The organism is Citrobacter freundii complex sp. 2025EL-00176, assembly GCF_053309355.1.
The window spans coordinates 957,359-976,918 of the sequence record NZ_JBRYHT010000001.1 but is presented as its reverse complement, the minus strand read 5'-3'; the positions used below and the strand labels follow the sequence as shown (position 1 = coordinate 976,918).

17 protein-coding genes are annotated in these 19,560 nt (G+C 53.3%); 8 read left to right on the top strand and 9 right to left on the bottom strand.

The genetic code is table 11. The annotated features are described in order from the left end of the window. Positions 1 to 60 precede the first annotated feature (60 nt). Positions 61 to 1,185, bottom strand: coding sequence for a multidrug effflux MFS transporter (locus ACVXHP_RS04800; protein ID WP_447570971.1), 1,125 nt, complete (start codon positions 1,183 to 1,185; stop codon positions 61 to 63). A 97-nt stretch (positions 1,186 to 1,282) separates the two neighbouring features. Here ACVXHP_RS04800 and ACVXHP_RS04795 point away from each other — a divergent pair, with 97 nt between their 5' ends. Then, positions 1,283 to 2,044: an AraC family transcriptional regulator gene (locus ACVXHP_RS04795; RefSeq protein WP_447570970.1), complete on the top strand. Its 762-nt coding sequence runs from the start codon at positions 1,283 to 1,285 to the stop codon at positions 2,042 to 2,044. 136 nt (positions 2,045 to 2,180) lie between these two features. Here the strand turns inward: ACVXHP_RS04795 and yncL are convergent, their stop codons facing one another. Further along, on the bottom strand, positions 2,181 to 2,276 hold the full coding sequence (gene yncL, locus ACVXHP_RS04790) for a stress response membrane protein YncL (RefSeq protein WP_071524268.1): 96 nt from the start codon (positions 2,274 to 2,276) through the stop codon (positions 2,181 to 2,183). Between the two features lie 192 nt (positions 2,277 to 2,468). On the opposite strand from yncL, the gene ACVXHP_RS04785 reads away from it, so the two are divergent. Then, positions 2,469 to 2,642 carry a GhoT/OrtT family toxin gene (locus ACVXHP_RS04785; protein WP_200006388.1) on the top strand — a complete coding sequence of 58 codons (174 nt, stop codon included), beginning with the start codon at positions 2,469 to 2,471 and terminating at the stop codon, positions 2,640 to 2,642. Positions 2,643 to 2,652: 10 nt separating this feature from the next. Here the strand turns inward: ACVXHP_RS04785 and ACVXHP_RS04780 are convergent, their stop codons facing one another. Genes ACVXHP_RS04780 through ACVXHP_RS04770 form a run of 3 tightly spaced genes read right to left on the bottom strand, consistent with a single transcriptional unit; the run spans position 2,653 to position 9,102 of the window. Next, complete coding sequence (locus ACVXHP_RS04780) at positions 2,653 to 4,812, bottom strand: virulence factor SrfC family protein (protein ID WP_447570969.1); 2,160 nt, start codon at positions 4,810 to 4,812, stop codon at positions 2,653 to 2,655. After that, a complete protein-coding gene (locus ACVXHP_RS04775) occupies positions 4,809 to 7,790 on the bottom strand; it encodes a virulence factor SrfB (protein WP_447570968.1) in 2,982 nt (993 codons plus the stop codon). The genes ACVXHP_RS04780 and ACVXHP_RS04775 overlap by 4 nt, the downstream gene beginning before the upstream one ends. Before the next feature lie 4 nt (positions 7,791 to 7,794). After that, the gene (locus tag ACVXHP_RS04770) at positions 7,795 to 9,102 is read right to left on the bottom strand and encodes an SrfA family protein (protein WP_447570967.1); all 1,308 of its coding nucleotides are present in this window, start codon (positions 9,100 to 9,102) and stop codon (positions 7,795 to 7,797) included. A gap of 282 nt (positions 9,103 to 9,384) precedes the next feature. Between ACVXHP_RS04770 and ACVXHP_RS04765 the strand changes: the two genes are divergently transcribed. Beyond that, positions 9,385 to 10,983, top strand: coding sequence for an ABC transporter substrate-binding protein (locus ACVXHP_RS04765; protein WP_200006392.1), 1,599 nt, complete (start codon positions 9,385 to 9,387; stop codon positions 10,981 to 10,983). Positions 10,984 to 11,000: 17 nt separating this feature from the next. Next, positions 11,001 to 11,234: a YdcY family protein gene (locus ACVXHP_RS04760; RefSeq protein ID WP_003020183.1), complete on the top strand. Its 234-nt coding sequence runs from the start codon at positions 11,001 to 11,003 to the stop codon at positions 11,232 to 11,234. 59 nt (positions 11,235 to 11,293) lie between these two features. Here the strand turns inward: ACVXHP_RS04760 and ACVXHP_RS04755 are convergent, their stop codons facing one another. Then, positions 11,294 to 11,743: a DMT family transporter gene (locus ACVXHP_RS04755; protein WP_042308290.1), complete on the bottom strand. Its 450-nt coding sequence runs from the start codon at positions 11,741 to 11,743 to the stop codon at positions 11,294 to 11,296. Next, positions 11,740 to 12,258 (bottom strand): GNAT family N-acetyltransferase, encoded by a 519-nt coding sequence (locus ACVXHP_RS04750; RefSeq protein WP_304698629.1) that lies wholly within the window; start codon positions 12,256 to 12,258, stop codon positions 11,740 to 11,742. Before ACVXHP_RS04750 ends, ACVXHP_RS04755 begins: the two co-directional genes overlap by 4 nt. A 37-nt stretch (positions 12,259 to 12,295) precedes the next feature. Here ACVXHP_RS04750 and ACVXHP_RS04745 point away from each other — a divergent pair, with 37 nt between their 5' ends. Both ACVXHP_RS04745 and ACVXHP_RS04740 read left to right on the top strand, forming a co-directional pair. Continuing rightward, positions 12,296 to 12,871: a helix-turn-helix domain-containing protein gene (locus ACVXHP_RS04745; protein ID WP_447570966.1), complete on the top strand. Its 576-nt coding sequence runs from the start codon at positions 12,296 to 12,298 to the stop codon at positions 12,869 to 12,871. A gap of 57 nt (positions 12,872 to 12,928) precedes the next feature. Continuing rightward, positions 12,929 to 13,966: an NADP-dependent oxidoreductase gene (locus ACVXHP_RS04740; protein ID WP_447570965.1), complete on the top strand. Its 1,038-nt coding sequence runs from the start codon at positions 12,929 to 12,931 to the stop codon at positions 13,964 to 13,966. A gap of 31 nt (positions 13,967 to 13,997) precedes the next feature. Here ACVXHP_RS04740 and pqqU read toward each other — a convergent pair whose 3' ends face one another. Next, positions 13,998 to 16,118, bottom strand: a complete 2,121-nt coding sequence (gene pqqU, locus ACVXHP_RS04735) for a TonB-dependent receptor PqqU (protein ID WP_447570964.1) — start codon at positions 16,116 to 16,118, stop codon at positions 13,998 to 14,000. Between the two features lie 261 nt (positions 16,119 to 16,379). Between pqqU and yncE the strand changes: the two genes are divergently transcribed. Then, positions 16,380 to 17,441 carry a 7-bladed beta-propeller protein YncE gene (yncE, locus tag ACVXHP_RS04730; RefSeq protein ID WP_038640696.1) on the top strand — a complete coding sequence of 354 codons (1,062 nt, stop codon included), beginning with the start codon at positions 16,380 to 16,382 and terminating at the stop codon, positions 17,439 to 17,441. Positions 17,442 to 17,577: 136 nt separating this feature from the next. After that, positions 17,578 to 17,799: a YgdI/YgdR family lipoprotein gene (locus tag ACVXHP_RS04725; RefSeq protein WP_137398139.1), complete on the top strand. Its 222-nt coding sequence runs from the start codon at positions 17,578 to 17,580 to the stop codon at positions 17,797 to 17,799. Positions 17,800 to 17,841: 42 nt separating this feature from the next. Here ACVXHP_RS04725 and ansP read toward each other — a convergent pair whose 3' ends face one another. Further along, the gene (gene ansP, locus ACVXHP_RS04720) at positions 17,842 to 19,284 is read right to left on the bottom strand and encodes an L-asparagine permease (protein WP_200006397.1); all 1,443 of its coding nucleotides are present in this window, start codon (positions 19,282 to 19,284) and stop codon (positions 17,842 to 17,844) included. Between the last annotated feature and the right edge of the window lie 276 nt (positions 19,285 to 19,560).

Genomic DNA, 19,560 nt, shown 5'->3' with positions numbered 1-19,560 from the left:
ATACGACAAAGCCCCAGCGTAACGCCGGGGCTTTGTGCTTTCAGGTATACCTTCCGGTTATCAGCGGCGCAAGCTGCAAAGCCAGGCGAGTAGCGCACAGACGCTCAGCACCAGCCCCAGTTGTTGCACCATGCCTGCCAACCCCAGCATCATTCCCAGTAACAGGTAATAGCTTAACCCAAACAAAGCACCAGCGGCCCCGGCTTGTTCACGATAGCGGTGCAGCGCCTGGCTCAATACATTGGGAATGGCGATACCATAGGCCAGTACCACCCCAAACACCGGTATCAGGATCCATGCGGTATGCTGTTGCCACCACGCTGCCAGTCCTGACAACACGGCCAGCGCACAGGCATAACGTATCAGCTGTTCCGGCGTCAGGCCTGTCGTTAACAGCCGCCGGTTCAACAGGCTCCCCGACAGCGAAGCCAGCGCAAGTAACACTCCCGTCCAGCCAAAGGCTCTGGAACTCCATCCCAACTGCCCGAAAAGAAATGGCGCCAGACTGTAATAGCTAAACAGCATGGTATTTAACAGGGCAACCAGCATGGCATTTTTCCACAGCTCACCGTCCCGTGCCATGTGGGGAAGGAGCACCGTCATCCGTGGGCGGATCGTATTCTCCGGTCTTGTTTCCGGCAAAAGGGTTGCTGTCAGTATGAGCAGTAATATCGCCAGTAAAACAAGGGCAACGAATACACCGATATGACCATACAGGCTAACCAGCCAGCCTCCGCTTAGCAGGCCAAAAACCGGACTCAATGCCAACGCGGCCCCCATTACGGAAAAGACGCGGGAGAGCGCGGTTGATTCATAACCGTCTCTCAACATGGTCTGTACCACCACTGACCCGGCAGCCGCTCCGATGGCTGACACCATCCGTGCCAGTAGCAACATGTTGAAATCGGAGGCAACAACGGCCAATGCACAACCTGCGCCGTAACAGATGAGTCCTGCCAGCATCGTACGCCGTCGTCCGATACTGTCGCTCAGCCAGCCCCACATCGTCACACCGACGGCGAAGGCCACAAAGTAAACGGAGAGTGTTTGAGCCGCACGTTCACTGCTGATGTGAAAAGAGGTGGCGATACCTGGCAAAGCCGGGCTGTAAATGGTTTCCACCAGTTGCGGGAACATAATCAGCAGCGTGAGCAGCCACAACGGCGGGCGTCGTTGGGTATTCATAGCAGTATCCAGAGAGAAAACAGGCGGGCATTATTGCTGAAAGGGGGGTGTCTCATTACCATTATCAGGACTTTAAATATTAAATATCGGACAGATAATGAAAATTGCCCCCGATGATGCTTTCGATGCAGACAGTTTTGATACACCGGTAATTGGGATTGCCGCCGATATGGGGGTACATGATTCAGGGCGCCACAGCCATCTTCGTCATCAGCTCCTTTTTTCGGCGGCGGGTAGCATCACGATTGAGCTGGAGCAGGGGCTGTGCCTGCTGCCGCCACGGCGTGCGGTCTGGATCCCGGCCGGTACGGTTCACCGCGCCATCATGCGTGGGGTAATGGCTTATCGTTCTTTGTACTTTTCAACCTCGCTGCCGTTATCTGCGTTACCGCTGCAGATCGTCGAGGTTAATCCTCTTTTTTTCGAAGTCATAGAACGTATGGCCTTTTGGTCATGGGATATGCCAGCGGCGCAGCAGGCCAGCCTCATCACCGTTTTTTGTGAGGAATTGCGGGCCGCGCGCAGTGAAAACTGGACATTACAATTTCCCGCCGATCCACGACTGGATAGATGGCTTGAGCAATTGCGTATGGGCGCGTTGCCACCACGACTGAATCAATTGTCCCAACAGGTTGGGGCATGCGAGAGGACCATCAGCCGGATCTTTATCAGAGATACCGGGATGAATTATCAGAACTGGCGGCAGCAATTTAGACTGTTAAAAGCCATGGAAATGCTGGCGGACGGGAGTCATATTAGTCACGTGGCGCAACATCTGGAATTTGTCAGCGACAGCGCTTTTATCGCATTTTTCCGTCAGCATACCGGCACCACGCCAGCCCGCTTTACAGGCAAATAATGCCGCAGAAGGATTAGGGATATTACATCCTAAGGATAATTTACCGGATGAAGGCAGGGTGGGATGATCGTTGGCTAATGGCAGAGAGAAAACCCTCTCTGCCAGTGGACGCTGCCATTGTTCAAGAAGTGTCACATCAAGCAAACCAGCCGAACCTTGCGGAAATCAGACTGAAAAGTCCTACAGCAGCAAATATATTTATCAGCACCACAGTTTTACTGGAAACATTCATTTGTGCCACCTTTCGTTTTAACCCCTATGGGTATAGTACGGGTTATAACTATCCGCAATAGTACGAATTCTGAACATAATGAAAACGGGTTGTTTTACCGCTGTTTCTCTTAAAATAATTAATAAAACTTGATGTGAGTCATGAAAAAGAGCATATTGCGCGCGATTTTACCTTCCGGCCAGGATGCCTTACATGTCTTTGTTCCAAAAAATGTTGGTCTTTTATGCGGTGATGGCCGCTATCACGGCAATCATCACCTGGTTTCTGTCCCGCGATAAAAAACGGATTCGCTTTCTCAGCGCGGTATTAGTCGGGGCGACCTGGCCAATGAGTTTTCCCGTCGCGCTGATGTTTTCACTTTTCTGATGAGGCCGTTTCAGACGGAAAGCAGTGAATCTAAACGTTTTTTGTCGGCTTCAGTGACATCCTGTGGGTGTTGATACCCCACGTTCTCATTCGCGCGAGTGTACAAAGCAACCAGCCAGTCGTAAACGTAGCGGCTTGCGCCGTGCGAAGGTTGTTCATCCAGTTTGGCGAGTCGCGACATCGGCTGTTGCTTAGGCGCGCTAAAAATAGCCGCGCCTTTTTGGATCCTGCTGGCAGGGCGCTGTTCCTCAGCAACGTTGGCAAATCCAAGCCAGGTAATAAAATCGCCAATATCGGCATGGAGCTGCGCTGCACAGACGTTTTCGCGCTGCATAATATGTTGTAAGCGTTGCGGCATCTCCAGGCGATAGCTGGCGGTAACGAGGATGTCAGCCACCTGCCTTAGCGTTCGAGGATCGAGGCCTAAACGGCGCGCATTATTTTCATCGCGACACCACTGGCGCACGTGATTAACCCACATTTTGTGTGCCTGGTATCCAGTTTCTTTGTTTTCCGGCGAGTGCGGCATGTCACGCACTTCAGCAAACAGGTCGATCTCTTCATTAAATAACCCGTTCACTTGCTCCTCGCGCGGCTGATGAACACGCAGCAGCGACTCAAAGAGGCGCATCGGCGGCAGTAAACCTTCCAGGAGTTCCCCATGTTTTGCCGCCTGGGATTGCAACTGGCGGATCACCGACTCGCTGCTACCTGACGCATCATCACGGGTGTTAATCCAACTCTTCAGCGTTTCGCGGATGCGCTGTTGATGCTGTTCGCGCAGAGAGGTCAGTCTGGCCTGACGCTGCTGTGGCGAGGTAGCCTGAGTCAACCATTCGACAAGGCGTTGTAAGCTGTGGTTATCCAGCGCCTGCAGCGTACCCCAGTGCAGTCCCGGTTTCCCCATTAATTGCTGCACGGACTCATCCAGATTTTGCTGGGTGCTAAAACGCGCATCCTGTGGGGTGATGGCCCAGACTACGCCTGGTAATGCGGCGTCATGTACAGGCTGGGTATCGTTGACCCAGCCCAGTAGCTTGCGGGTAATGGCTGGCGTCTGGGCGCGGGTAGATACCGCGTTGCAGATTAAGAGCACATCCGGTTGCAGATGCTGGCGATAATGCTCCAGCATCCAGCCTAATTTTGCCTGCCACAACGGATGGGAATGTGCGTCCGGGGCGAGGGGAATATCGAGCAGGTCGACATTCTCCAACACTGCATCTTCCACCGTCAGGACCAGCTCGCGCGTCAGCAGTGCCAGCGAGGTTTGCGAGAGACTGACCGCATTGAGCAACTGATGATTTTCAATCGGATGAACGACCACATCGCTTTGCGCCTCATTTCCGGTTAATGCTGCCTGGGTGAGAAAACTTTCGGCAGGTAAACCAAAATGGTCAACCAGCAGGCTCAACGGAGCCGCCAGCTCTTGCGCATTCCCGGTTTGTTGCAACGTATGCGCCAGCGCCAGCCACTGTTGCGTTAGCTCGGGTTGTTCTCCCCACAATAATGCCCAGGCGTTGGCCCGGGTCGTCAGATCCAGAGCGGGCAGCAGCGTGGCAAACTGATGCCATAGCGCATCGTCAATTTGCTGCTGGTTAGCCGGTACGCAGGATCGCCAGAAACGACCGATTGCCGCGACATCCTGAGCAGTAATACCCTGTACCGGATGACGCTGACGCAGCGTCTGCCATTTTTCCAGGCGCGCCTCAATGATCGATTTCTCCACCTGGCGGTTGTCCGGGAGCGCACAGAACTGTGTAATAAACAGCTGTACCAGTTCAGCTTCACTGAGTAATCGTAAGCGCAGCGGCCATTCGTTATTGAGCGGATTATCTTCACGCGTAAAACGAATAGCCATATTGGTCGGTGCATGTCCCGGATTAATATGCGAAAAATAATCAAAACTGCGATCCGGCGTAACAATACTCACTTTGCCATTGGTATTGCTGCACAACGCCGCAAGCAGATGCGCTTTTGCTGATTGTGAGTGCCCGTATAACCCAACACACCCTCGTGCTGAAAAGGTCGCCGTCAGCGCAGATTCATTAACCGCGGCTAACGTAAGTTGTGTCAGCAGGGCATCCGCTTCATCATCAAGACGTGCCGAGCGCTGGCGGGTATCTGTTACCCACTCGATGGCGGCCTGCGCGGTGTTTAACATCTTACTCATTTCAGGTACACGCTCCCGCTATCAATCCAGTAATGGCTACCGCTATGGCGACGATCCGCCAGCGTATTCAATTTTAATGTTAAGGCATTGGCGGCAACGGGGGTGCCATCCTGTAACCAGGCATCGCTGAGTACGAAGCATTCCGGGCCGCTCTCTTTGCTGCCGCCGCGTAACTGCAGTCGTACATTTAACACGCCATCTCCGGCGATGCTTTTTGCCAGTTCGGCAGAATTTATGCTCAGCGTATACAGCGGCGTGGCAGGCCAGCGGCTGTTTGCCAGTTGGCGGAAGCCTAACGTCACATTGCCGCGCAGCGGAAAGTGCAAACGGGTATCCAGCTTCGCGCCGGGTTTATCCAGATCGATATCGTGATACCAGATGTTCTCATCGCGCAGCGTGTTGACCGTATTATCCAGCACGCCAAGATAACGTACGGTCGAATACGCGCCGATATCGGCCGCTTTAAAATTGAAGCGCGGTAAGCGCAGATCCAACGCCAGGCTGCATAGCATGGCACCGACTGCTGCGGTGGATTTGGGGTTGCCAATCCGCCCTTGCTGACTGAACGGATACCACTCGTGGACCCGATAGTTATCCATCCAGATCATACGATTAACTGGAACGGGTTGCAGGTGGCGGATCAACGCCTGTACGCCCGGTAAACAGGCCGGTCTGCCGGTCACTAATAAAATATCGCAACGATAATGTGAAATAGCCTCGCAGACTGCATGCAGCGGCGAGGTCAGGGTAAATTGCCCGGCCAGTAACGCTTCTTGTAACTGCCTGAACTGCACCTGTAACGGCACGCTCAAAACATCAAACGCTGGCGAACCAGAGGGCAACGCATGATCGATAGCCTGTTGGATATAGTTCATCACGTTACGCGTGGGTTGCTGGCTAAGCAGCTCGCCAAAGGTGGCATGCAGCCCGGCTACCGGATCGTTAATATCGCTTTGTTCCCAGGCGGAGAGCACCGCATGTCCGAGTGGCATAAAGAGTTGTAATGCCGTTTGCTGACGCAGAATTGCCTGGGTATCGATGCGCCCGGAATCGCCAAACAGCGTAGCCAGTAATGCGGCGGCGTCGGTCACGCCAGCCTGCTGCAAGCGGGTTTGCAGGGCAGGTAGCACGCAACGCTGAATCACGTCCAGCAGCATGTCATCGCCCGCGACCTTAAAGCCTTCGCGAAACAGCAAATGCGGGGTGATCTTGACGTTCGCGCCAACGCCGTCATCAAGCTGATAATGGACGACAGCCATATCCGTTGTGCCACCGCCAATATCAATGGATGCCACACGCAGCGCACGGCCTTTTGTCTCACCAGGTTCCGGCAGACGATCCGGGCGGGCAAGGGCATTAAAAAACGATTCGGTATGGCCATCGTAGTGGGAGATCGCCTCGTTATACAGCCACACCAACTGACCGCAGCTGGCCTCATCCCACTCCATCTGAATCTCAGGGACGGGAACCACGCTTTTTTCCTGCTGCTTGCGGGTGGAGAAGTCTTCATCCTGCGGGTGCCAGCCCATCGCTTTCCAGACCAGCGCAATGGCTTCAAACATACGCAGGCGGAAAATCTCGCGCTCCTGTTTTGGCATCGCTGATGGCAGGGTCAGGATCAGTGTGCGCAACTGGCGAGGAGAGGCCGGGAAACCGAGGCGCAAACGCGTTGCCACGCTGTTAATTTGACCCAGCGCCTGAGCCAGAATCTCACACAGCATATGCGTCATCAACGTGCTACGGCTGTATTGCGGTGAGAACACCGGCAGACGGTCATCCTGCGGCAGGCTGAACAGCGGTTGTCCGTCATCATTCATCAGATTCATCAGCGGGAAGGCGGTAGCCAGCGGTTCGCGCTGAGTTTTGCCATTCATCTGGCTAAAGCGCCAGTCATGCAGCACCGGCGTTTCATCCCACAGATAACGGCGCGGGCTGGAGATCCCACTGCTGCCTTCCGTACCCAGACGTTGCATCGCCAGCTTTCGGGCTTCATCGCCCACGCGAACAATCGACGGCCAGATAAAGGCGTCATCGCGACCGCTTTCAACGGAAAAGTGCTGCTTACCAAACCGCGCTTCGGAAAACTCCAGTCGGCTGGTGAACAGTGGATCGTTAAGAAACTGCGGCTCGCTTAATGATCGCACCTGTAATTCAGCGGTCTGGCGCAGTCCATCATTGGCATCGCCGTGATCCTCAATCAGGACGCCGCAGGTATGGGTATTACCAATATCCAGGATCAGATCAACGGGAATCGCCGGTGTGCTGAGCGTATGTGTGACCAGCTTAACTTCCGGAATAGAAAGCTGTTCGCCTAACAGGGTCAACAAATTTAACCAGTGCGCTTGATATTCAAAGTTACGCAGCGCCTGCTGGATCTCTTGTTCTGAGCGGTTCTCATGCTGCGTGACATGATGCATAAAGGATTCGCGCAGCCAACCGTCAATCCAGGTCTGGTCGAGGAAATCGGCAATTTCGTTATCATGCCAGGCCAGCGCAAACCGCGTACCGTTAAGCAGGTCATTTTCGTTGGGGGTTAACGCGGCAGGGGCATTCTCAGTGAGCTGGCTGTCCACCGCCAGGGTAACGCGGTGGGTGTTGCCTGCGCTGTCAGGTTGCGCCAGTTTTCGTACCTGTACACGCGCCCAGTTATCCGGGCCTTCAATAAACGTACGCGGCGGATTAAAGCGCAGGAACGGCAGCGGTAGCCAGACGCCGTCGAGTACGTCCAGAGAATAATGCAGCGTCTGGGTGCTTTCCGGCTTCACGACTTCAGGCTGACCGCCGGTGCTGCCCGGTAAGGTATAGCGTCCCGTAGCCAGATCGAAGTCCAGCCGTAGCAGGGGACCGTTGGCCGTTTTGCGCACAAAGCGTCCATGATGCGCAGATTCCTGCGGCGTCAGGCCAAAATCCAAAAATTGCACACCGCTATTGGCGATGAGCGTCACGCTCTGTTTGTAATCACACAGATTCACCAACATAAAATCAGGCACCTATCTTTTTGATCGTCAGAGGGATTTCCGCGTGATCGTCATATCGTGCGGTACAGGCGGCGACGTCATTGGTTCCCGCTTTGCAGGTAATTTCTGGCATCGGATAACGTGACCCGTCGGTGCAACGGGCATTGCCACGACTCTTAATCATTAATTCGCCAGACTGATGCAAACCAGAGAAAATCTCGGCACGACAAACAATATTGTCGCCATGCACTACGCGTGCAGTGCCTTTATTGGTCTGGATCTGATAGCGCAGCGACGGCGCTTTGCCGCTGACCGGATCTTTTACGTCAACCATGACGCGCCAGTTACCGTTGAGGAAACGCGTTGTTCCTGCCTTCATTTGGCTGGCATCCATGACCAGCGCATCTTTGGGAATAGCGGCAATCACCACCGGTCCGGCGTCAGGTTTCTCTTTTTTCGCGACCGGAATGACTTCAGCCCGATGCAACGGCAGTGCGGAGGTCAGTTCCGGCAACGGCGTCATATCTGCTTTAGCGACGGCAATGGGGGCAACTGATGGGGCGGGGATGGCGGCTTGTTGTTTCCACAGCAGCGGTCCCACGATGGCAGCGATAATTACGGCGGCAACGGGCAGGCTCCACAGCGGCAGACGACGTGCGGGCTTCGTCTGTACCTGTGGCGGAGTGACTTCCGGTTCGTTGATCATGACCAGCGGTTGTGGTTCAGGTTCAACCGGTTTAGGCGGTTCAACGACCGGCGTCAGTAAAGGGGCATCGGCCTCAGTGAAGGTGATTTCTTGCGCAATCTCTTCTTCCGGTTCAGGCTCTGTCACGGTGACGACGGGTGGAATATCGGCAAGGCGCAGGCAATCGAGCACATCATCGCGGGGATTTTCATTCAGATTGACGAAGCCCCAGAACGTAATGACAGGTTTGCCATCAACCAGAAACACGTGATTCTCGCCAGGAAACTGGATAGCTTTTTCGAGCAATGAACCAAACAGTTGCAGGGAGGTTTTCCCCGATTGCAGGCTTTTACGGCTCAGGGCCGCTGCATTTTCCAGCGTGCTCCCCAGATAGCGCAGCGCACGAAAACGCGCCTCTTCCTCAGCGGCTTTCCACGCAACGGCTTTTCCTTCAACCGGGGAATACCAGTCAACCCGATCGCCGTTGTCGTTAATTTGTGGGATCGCCAAACAATCCACCATCGCCTGCTGTTTACGCAAGCGAAGCGTTTCACGAATTTGCAGTGCTGAATCAAACACGGCCTGACCACCGCCACCCACGGCCTGATAGTCATCCAAATTGCCGCTGCGCAAGAGAGTTTTTGCCACGTTGTTACCCCTTAGACTTCTTCACACATCTACTTTACGGTTTATAAAAACGAGCAAACGGCGGAAGAGAGGCAAAAAGGGGCGAATTTTCATGGCATAGAGTGCCGGGAAAAATCTTGACGTTTTGAAAAAGACTTAAGGGAAATTAATTCGCTTGTGGTGATGAATTATTCAGCGAAATCCACCGGATTAGAATAACCTGATAGTGATTTGTTATTGGTCAGTTTTTGTCAGCTATGCTCTGATATTCCGGTTAATAATAAAATAAGAAGGCTTATAACCATGATTGCAAGGAAAACGTTACTCGCGCTGGCGCTCAGCGCCATCTTACCCTCAGGCGCTGCGTTCGCGGCCAGCACTGACACCATCATCTACTGCTCAGAAGCGTCGCCAGAGTCATTTAATCCGCAAATCGCCAGTTCCGGCCCATCGTTTGTGGCCAGTTCACAGGTGCTCTACAACCGACTCATTAACTTTGATCCGGTAAAAAATACCCCAATACCGTCTTTGGCAACGGACTGGACAATTTCTCCCGATGGCAAGACTTACACGTTTACCCTGCGTCAGGGGGTGAAATTCAACAGTAATAAATTCTTTAAACCCACCCGCGACTTCAACGCCGATGACGTGGTTTTCTCGGTATTACGCCAGAAAGATGCCGATCATCCATATCACAAGGTTTCTCAGGGAAGTTATGAATACTTTAACGATGTCGGTCTGGATAAACTGATTAAAGAAGTGAAGAAGGTCGATGATTATCACATTCAGTTTGTGCTGAATGAACCTAACGCCGCGTTTCTTGCCGACTGGGGGATGGATTTCGCATCCATTCTCTCTGCGGAATATGCTGATGCGATGCTGAAAAAAGGCACCCCGGAAAACGTTGATAACTGGCCGATTGGCACCGGGCCATACGTGTTGCAGCAGTACAAACAGGATTCCCAGATCCGTTATCTCGCCAATCCGAACTACTGGGATGGCGCCGTCCCGACGAAGCACCTGATATTCGCGATCACCCCAAATGTACAGACCAGACTGGCAAAACTGCAAACTAACGAATGCCAGATTATCCCGGCGCCTGCGCCAATCCAGTTTGACGAGATCAACAAGAATAAAGATTTGACGCTGCATTCGGTTGAAGCGCTGAACGTTGGGTATCTGGCGTTTAATACCGAGAAAAAACCGTTTGATAACGTGTTGGTGCGTCAGGCGTTGAACTACGCGACAGATAAAAAAGCCATTATTAACGCCGTCTTTTTAGGTTCCGGTACGGTGGCAAAATCGCCGATTCCACCGAATATGATGGGGTTCAATAAAGATCTAAAAGATTATGCTTACGACCCGCAAAAAGCGAAAGATCTGCTCAAACAGGCTGGGCTGGAAAACGGATTCGAAGCGACGCTGTGGTCAATGCCGGTTCAGCGTCCATACAACCCCAACTCCCGACGTATTGCCGAGATGATCCAGAGCGATTGGGCAAAAGTCGGCGTGAAGGCAAAAATAGTGTCATACGAGTGGGGCGAATATCTCTCTGGAATGCGCAAAGGCGAGCATGACACCGCGCTGTTCGGCTGGATGTCAGACAACGGCGATCCGGATAACTTCGCCGATGTACTGCTGGGCTGCGACAGTATAAAAACCGGATCTAACGCCGCGCGCTGGTGCGATAAAGAGTATAATTCTCTGGTTCAAAAGGCGAAACTGGTGAGCAAACCAGAAGAACGCGCCGCGCTTTACCAGCAGTCGCAAGAGATTTTCTACCAGCAGGCTCCGTGGATAGCCCTGGCAAATGGTAAAACGTTCTATGCCACGCGTAGCAACGTTAGCGGATACAGCGTCAGCCTGATGGGCAGTGATTTTTCAAAAGCAAAATTAAATTAATGAGTTAAGGAGAGGTTATGTCGCATCTGGATGAGGTCAGCGCACGAGTTGATGCCGCCATTGAAGAGAGCGTCATTACGCATATGAATGAATTGCTGATTGAACTCAGCGATGATGTCGCGCTGAGCCGGGAAGATCGCTACACCCAGCAGCAGCGTTTGCGTACGGCTATCGCACATCATGGCCGTCAGCATAAAGAGGATATGGAAGCCCGTCGCGAACAGTTGACCAAAGGCGGCACAATCCTTTAATTCGTTATTGTTATCCGGCCTGTTTGTTCAGGCCGGATAAGCGAAACGCCATCAGACAGTTAAAATGAGCGTCTCGCCACCAGCCAGGCCCCGACGACCAGCAGCACCGCGCCGCAAACTGGCCCCACCAGCGCCCGGAGCGGTACGCCATGACTGCGCAGAATATCCAGCACCAGTCCGCCAATTAACTGGCTGGCTACCAGTACCGCAATCGTGGTGGCGGCCCCCACATTTTGATAGCCGCTGATACTGGCAAAAACAAAAAAAGACCCCAGCAAACCGGGGATCAGCGTCCACCAGCGCACGCTGGAGACCAGTTCGCCAAACCCCGCAGCGCCTTGCTTAAACCACAGAATGCTGACAAACAGCACAATCCCAACCAATGAGTTCAGCAGCATGGCAATCAGGATCGTCGAGGAGGTCTGCGTAATACGCACCATTAAGGTATTTTGCACCACCAGACCAATACCTGCGGCAATCAGAAAGGAGAGGGTCAGCGTCTGATTCATCTGCCGGCATCCGGATCGCGACGATCGTCTAACTGTAACTGCATAAAGGTCAGATCCAACCAGCGGCCAAATTTGGTGCCAACCTGCGGCATTTGTGCGGTGATGTTAAATCCCAGCGTACTGTGCAGATGCAGCGACGCCTGATTCTGAGATTCAATCCCCGCCACCATCACATGTTTGCCGCACGCGCGCGCTTCTTCTATCAGTCGTCTGAGCAGTGCTCGTCCCAGGCCCTTTCCCTGATGTTCGGGATGGACATACACCGAATGTTCAACGGTATGACGAAATCCGTCAAAGTTGCGCCAGTCGCCGAACGAAGCATATCCGGTGACCACGCCGTTTTCTTCACTTACCAGCACGGGATACCCCATCAACTGGCGGGCTTCGTACCAGGAGATACGGTTCTCGGCATCGACAGTTTGATCGTTCCAGATAGCCGCCGTATGCAGTACCGCGTGGTTATAAATTTCAGCAATAGCGGCGCAGTCTGCTTTGCTGGCAAATCGAATTGACATGTTGAACCTCAGGGGTTGTTCACTATAGTATTACAATATGAATACTATTGAAGACAGCATAAATCAACGGATCGGTGCAAGAATTCGTCTTGAACGAGAATCTCGCGGCTGGTCTCTGACGGAACTCGCCGAGCGCGCAGGCGTGTCGCGGGCAATGATCCATAAAATAGAGCGCGGTGAGAGCAGCCCTACGGCCACGCTGCTGGGCAGGCTCTCCGGCGCGTTTGGTATCAGCATGTCCATGCTGATTGCGCGGGCCGAAATGCAGGAGGGCAAGCTGCTGCGCCTCGCTGACCAGCCCGTCTGGCACGACCCGCAAAGCCACTATCTGCGACGCCATGTTTCACCGCGTAGCGATCTACCCATCGACCTGGTACAGATCGAATTGCCCGCCGGAAGCGATATCCCAATGCCAGCATCCTCCTACGTGCAGGCCAGACAGCTTATCTGGCTACAGCAGGGGGAATTACTCTTTGTGGAAGGCGATGTGCGTCATGAAATGAAAGCGGGCGATTGTCTGGAGTTGGGCCCGCCGAATGACTGTCGGTTTATCAATGAAACCGCGCAAACCTGCGTTTATCTGGTTGTGCGATTAAACCATGTCGTGAGCTAAATGCTGGCGCAGGCTGCTACTATTGATGGATTCATGCCAAAAGCAGAGGAGCACATCATGGGTCAACAGACTAATCGTAACCGCCGTTGGGTACTGGCTTCCCGCCCGCATGGCGCGCCAATCCCGGATAACTTCCGTCTTGAAGAAGATGAAGTCGCCACGCCGGGAGAAGGTCAGGTTTTGCTGCGCACCGTTTTTCTTTCCCTCGATCCTTACATGCGTGGACGCATGAGCGATGAACCGTCTTACTCGCCTCCCGTTGAAATTGGCGGCGTGATGGTTGGTGGCACCGTGAGCCGCGTGGTGTCCTCCAACCATCCTGATTACCAGCCAGGCGAATGGGTGCTGAGCTACAGTGGCTGGCAGGACTATGACATTTCAGACGGTAACGGACTGGTGAAGCTTGGCGATAATCCTGAACATCCCTCCTGGGCGCTGGGTGTTTTGGGGATGCCGGGATTTACCGCCTATATGGGCTTGCTGGACATCGGCCAGCCGAAAGCAGGGGAAACGCTGGTTGTCGCCGCTGCAACTGGCCCGGTGGGCGCAACGGTTGGACAGATTGGTAAGCTCAAAGGGTGCCGGGTGATCGGCGTCGCGGGTGGGGCAGAGAAATGCCGGCATGCCACCGAGGTGCTGGGCTTTGATGTTTGTCTCGATCACCATGAGCAAGATTTTGCACAACAACTGGCAAAAGCGTGTCCGCAGGGGATTGATATTTACTACGAGAACGTTGGCGGTAAGGTGTTTGACGCCGTTCTGCCGCTACTCAATACCTCGGCGCGCATTCCACTTTGCGGACTGGTCAGCGGTTACAACGCAACATCGCTTCCGACCGGCCCTGACCGATTACCGTTGCTGATGGCAACGCTATTGAAAAAGCGTATCCGGATGCAGGGTTTTATTATTGGTCAGGATTATGGTCACCGCATTCATGAGTTTCAGCGGGAGATGGGGCGCTGGATTAAAGAGGGTAAGATCCACTACCGTGAGCAGGTCACAGACGGTCTGGAGAATGCGCCGCAGACGTTTATCGGTTTACTGACCGGTAAAAACTTCGGCAAGGTGGTTATTCGCGTTGCAGACGATGCGTAAATAGTGCTGGCGGGAGCCATTCCCGCCAGCATCATTCAAAACGCCAGGCCACATTAATCCCCACGCCATAGTTTCGTCCTGGCGCCGGTTCGTAGTACCTGTCCCTTGTTTCATTAACAATCACCGACCCAGCGTAGGTCTTATCGAACAGATTATCCACCCGGCCAAACAGGTCAATCATAAGGTTGCTGTAATAAAATTTATAGCCGGTATTCAGGCCAACTACGGTATATGACGGGGCTTTGGCTGTGTTTTCATCATTGGCCATAATGTCGCCCATATAACGCACATCCGCTCCCGCATACCAACCTTCATCAGGCACGTAGCCCAGTGACGCAAATCCCATGTTTTGCGCTATGCCTGGCAGTCGGTTGCCGTTGCAGTTTTGATCGCCACAGACGTTGCTGCGGTAGGTTGCATCCAGCCAGGTCCATGCCGCTTTTACGCGCCAGTTTGCGGCAAAGCGTTGGTCCCAGGCTAATTCTCCACCCTGACGACGGGTTTTACCTGCGTTTTTATAAGTCGTACGACCGCCGTTGTTACTATCAACCACGATCTCGTCATCGGTATCGGTCTGAAAGAGCGCCGCGGTAAACAGCCCATCGCCGATGCGCGTTTTGCTGCCGATTTCAATGGTGTCATTCGTGGACGGCTGTAAGCCCAAATTCATGCCGCTTTGTCCATCGGAGCGGTAGGAGAGTTCGTTAATCGTGGGTGTTTCAAATCCTCTCCCCGCAGCCAGATAGACGTTCCAGGCGTCAGTCATTGCATACTTCAACGATCCGGCAGGTAACCATTGGTGATAACTTACGTCGCCGCTGTCATCGCCGTTATCAACAGTTATGTAGCGATCGTTGGAATCAAACCACACGGAACTGTAACGAACGCCGGCATCCAGCGAAAGCTTTTCCGTCAATTGCCACTGGGTTTGCAGATAGGGATCGACGTTCCACATCAGGTTACGTTCATTGCGTCGCAGGTCGCCTTTCTGACCATACTCAGGCACAGCATTATCAAGACGATAGTTGTTATAACCTTTACGGTTTTCACTCATGTTTTCATAGTTTATACCGGTGGTGAAGGTTACCGGGATCCCCCATTCAGCACGGTGAGTCCAACGGTTATCTATCCCCTGATAATGACGTTGCAAGGTGATGACCCCGCCGGCATGAGAGGAATTTAACTGTGGATCTATTGGGATCGATTGATACTGGGTGGTTTCGCGCTCCCCCGCATAGGTCATTATGCTGATATCATCCTGCATGCTAAGCTGGCGTTCATAACGTAATCCCGCCTGAGTCTGCTTGATGGTTTTTCGCGTATTGAATTGCTCCGCGCGGGGCGATTGCTGCGGATTGGCATTCCATTCTGACTTAGTCAGGCCGCCGGGATCGTCGGCCTTAATCTCCACGCTGTTGAATATCAGCGTCAGTTTACTCGCATCATCAACGCGTACGCCCAGTTTGGCGTTAGCCAGATTTTTTTGCGCGCTGCTGTCATCGCGATACCCGTGAGTGGTAAATCGGGTTGTTGAAACGGTGTAATCCACATCGCCAGGCTGAGTACCGTCGCCCACTGCTCCGGTGGCCTTTACACCGTAGCGCCAGGTGCCAAAACTGCCGTAATAGCTGCTGGCTTCAATGGTGGGTGGTTCACGCCCTGTTTCAGTACTGACATTAATCACACCGCCGGAAGCATTGCCATACAGCGCAGAGAAGGGGCCGCGCAGGACCTCAATATTTTGTACGCTGCTGATATCGATATTGGATGTTTGGCCTTGCCCATCCGGCATGGTGGCTGGGATCCCGTCTACATACATACGAATGCCGCGGATGCCATACGTGGTGCGTGAACCAAAACCGCGAATCGACAACTGGAGGTCCTGCGCATAGTTCTGCCGATTTTGCACCTGTAGCCCAGGGACGCTGGTCAGCGATTCGGACAGGTTAATGCGCGGTGTTGCCAGACGCATATCTTCACCGGCAACGACGCTGACGGCCGCAGGCGTATCCAGCTCTGAAACGGATTGTGGCGTCGCGCTAACGATCAGCGTTTGTTCGTTTAGTTCACTTTCTGCCGCGGCAAAAGGCGAGAGGAAGACAGGCAATAATGAAACAGGAAAGACAGTATAGCGGGCTGAAAAAATCGTCATGAATAAGGCCAATGTATGATGCTGACGCCGGAAAACGGACGGTAAGCATGTGAATTTTTTTATAAAAAAGATAAATTTTAGCGCTGCGGAACTGCGGCAATTTTTCGGGCAATGAAAACGAGTGTAGTCAATATGTGAAGAAGTGCTCCACTTTGCGATGAATAATGATTACTATTCTCATTCTTAAAAAGGCAAAACCATGATTTTGCTCATTGAAGCTATGTGAAGCAGTAACAAACGAATTTATCAAAGGGAGTCGTCATGTCTTTACGTCATCTGTTTTCGCCGCGCCTGCGTGGTTCTTTACTGTTAGGTTCACTGCTCGTGGCATCATCTTTTACGACACAGGCTGCGGAAGAACTGCTGCGCAAAGCCGTGGGCAAAGGTGCCTATGAAATGGCGTACAGCCAGCAAGAGAACGCGCTGTGGCTGGCGACCTCACAGAGCCGCAAACTGGATACCGGCGGCGTGGTTTACCGTCTTGACCCGGTGACGCTCGAAGTGACTCAGGTTATCCATAACGATCTCAAACCGTTTGGCGCCACCATCAATAACACCACGCAAACGCTGTGGTTTGGTAATACGGTAAACAGTGCGGTGACGGCGATGGATGCTAAAACCGGCGCGGTGAAAGGGCGCCTGGTGCTGGATGCGCGTAAGCGTTCTGAAGATGTGCGCCCGCTGCAGCCGCGTGAGCTGGTCGCCGATGATGCTACCAACACGGTATACATTAGCGGTATTGGTAAAGAGAGCGTAATTTGGGTCGTGGACGGTGAGACGATCAAACTTCAGGACACAATCCAAAATACTGGCAAAATGAGCACCGCTCTGGCTGTCGACAGCAAGGCTAAACGCCTTTACACCGCCAATGCGGACGGTGAATTCATCACTATCGATACCACCAATAACAAAATTCTCAGCCGCAAAAAGCTGTTGGATGATGGAAAAGAGCACTTCTTTATCAACCTGAGTCTGGACACGGCCGGTAACCGCGCATTTGTTACCGACTCTAAGGCCGCGGAAGTGCTGGTTATCGACACCCGCAACGGCAATGTACTGGCGAAAGTCGCCGCGCCGGAATCTCTGGCCGTGCTGTTCAACCCGGCGCGCAACGAGGCCTATGTGACCCATCGTCAGGCCGGTAAAGTGAGCGTGATCGACGCGAAAAGCTACAAAGTTGTCAAAACCTTCGAGACCCCAACATTCCCGAACAGCCTGGCGCTCTCCGCCGATGGTAAAACGCTGTACGTCAGCGTGAAACAGAAATCGACCCGCGAGCAGGAAGCTACCCAGCCGGACGATGTTATTCGTATCGCGCTGTAATTAACCGGAGGGGGAAACCCCTCCTGTCATTTCTCTAAACCTCACGATACGCCTCGTTACACCCCGCCAGTAGCCTGACTAACTTCAGGGACTTACACTACGCCCTCAACGGCTAACTGAATAACACAGGAATACCATGAAAAAGCCATTTATTTGTCTTTGTGCAGGCGTAATGCTGTTTACGCTGGCAGGCTGCACGACCAATTACGTTATGACGACCAAAAGTGGACAAACCATTACCACCCAGGGTAAGCCGCAACTGGATAAAGATACCGGAATGACCAGCTATACCGATCAGGATGGGAATGCGCGGGAAATTAATAGCAACGATGTTGCGCAGCTCATTGAAGCAGACTAAAAAAGAAGGCCTGAAGGGGTAACCTGTCAGGCCTTTCTATCCTTACGGCGCGGTGCGATGGATTTCCGCTACGCGTTTACGCACGCCGAACCAGCCTGCAACCAGCAGGATGGCAATTAACGGTAATGACGCGATGGTGTAAGTGCCGTTTGGATAATCAAACGCCATCAGCACCAGCACACTCAGCAGGAACAGCAACGTGAGCCACGAGGTAAACGGCGCACCCGGCAGTTTAAAACTGACGTCTGCCGTTTTACCTTCTTTAATCGCCCGGCGCAGACGCATCTGACACACCATGATAAATCCCCACGACGCAATGATGCCCAGCGAGGCGAAGTTAAGCACGATCTCAAACACCTGCGACGGCACCAGATAGTTCAGGAATACCCCTACGACATACACGACCAGCGTGGCGAGGATCCCGGCCCATGGCACCTGTTGGCGGCTCATCTTAGCCATAAATTTTGGCGCAGAACCGCCCATCGACATGGAACGTAAAATACGCCCGGTGCAGTACAGGCCGGAGTTCAGGCTGGAAAGCGCCGCGGTGAGCACCACAATGTTCATGATGCTGCCGATATACGGCACGCCAAGTTTGGAGAAGAAGGTGACAAACGGGCTTTGACCCGCCTGGTAGGCGTTCCAGGGCAGAAGCAGAACCAGCAGGACCACCGAACCCACGTAGAACAGACCGATACGCCAGATAACGCTATTGATCGCTTTCGGCACCATCGTTTGCGGATCTTTGCACTCACCGGCGGCAGTGCCGACCAGTTCGATGGAGGCAAACGCGAAGACGACGCCCTGGACCAGTACCAGCGCTGGCAGCAGGCCATGTGGGAAAAATCCGCCGTTGTCGGTTATCAGGTGAAAACCTGTAGCGTTACCATCCAGCGGTTTTCCGGTGCCTAAAAAAACGGTACCCACAACCAGGAAGATCACAATCGCCAGCACTTTGACCAGCGCAAACCAAAACTCCATCTCTGCGAACCACTTCACGCCGATCATGTTCATGGTACCGACGATGGCCAGCGCCCCAAGGGCGAACACCCACTGCGGCACGTCGCCAAATGCGCCCCAGTAATGCATATACAGCGCAACTGCGGTGATATCGACAATACCGGTCATCGCCCAGTTGATGAAATACATCCAGCCAGCCACATAGGCGGCTTTCTCACCTAAAAATTCGCGGGCGTAGGAAACAAAGCTACCGCTGGAAGGGCGGTGCAAAACCAGTTCGCCGAGCGCGCGAAGAATAAAGAACGAAAAAATACCGCACACCAGATAGACCAGCGCCAAAGCAGGGCCGGCCATCTGCAGGCGTGCGCCTGCCCCCAAAAACAACCCGGTGCCAATCGCGCCGCCAATGGCGATCATTTGCACCTGTCGATTGCCCATCGCTTTGTGATACCCCTCTTCGTGAGCATTCAACCAGCGTCGTTTCGCCGCATGTTGTTCCGCGGCTTGCGTGTTGTGTGTGTTCATTACGTTTCCTGTTGACCTGACTGATTTACAAAATCCTTTTTGCCGCACCTGCTGCGGCGAAAACAGCGTTACCCTTCATTGTGTTACGGGGGAAAACTGCCGGCCGAGCATCCTACATTCAATTGTTCACTTGCGCAAAGCTCCGATAACAAGAATTCAGCATTTTTGTGCAGCCGCAACTGGCGGGGTGTGGCCTCGATTCAGCCAATAAAAGAGAGGGGCGTTTAACCAGGCAGAAGAGTGCGCTTATCGAGATATTCACCCGGTAAGCGCCGT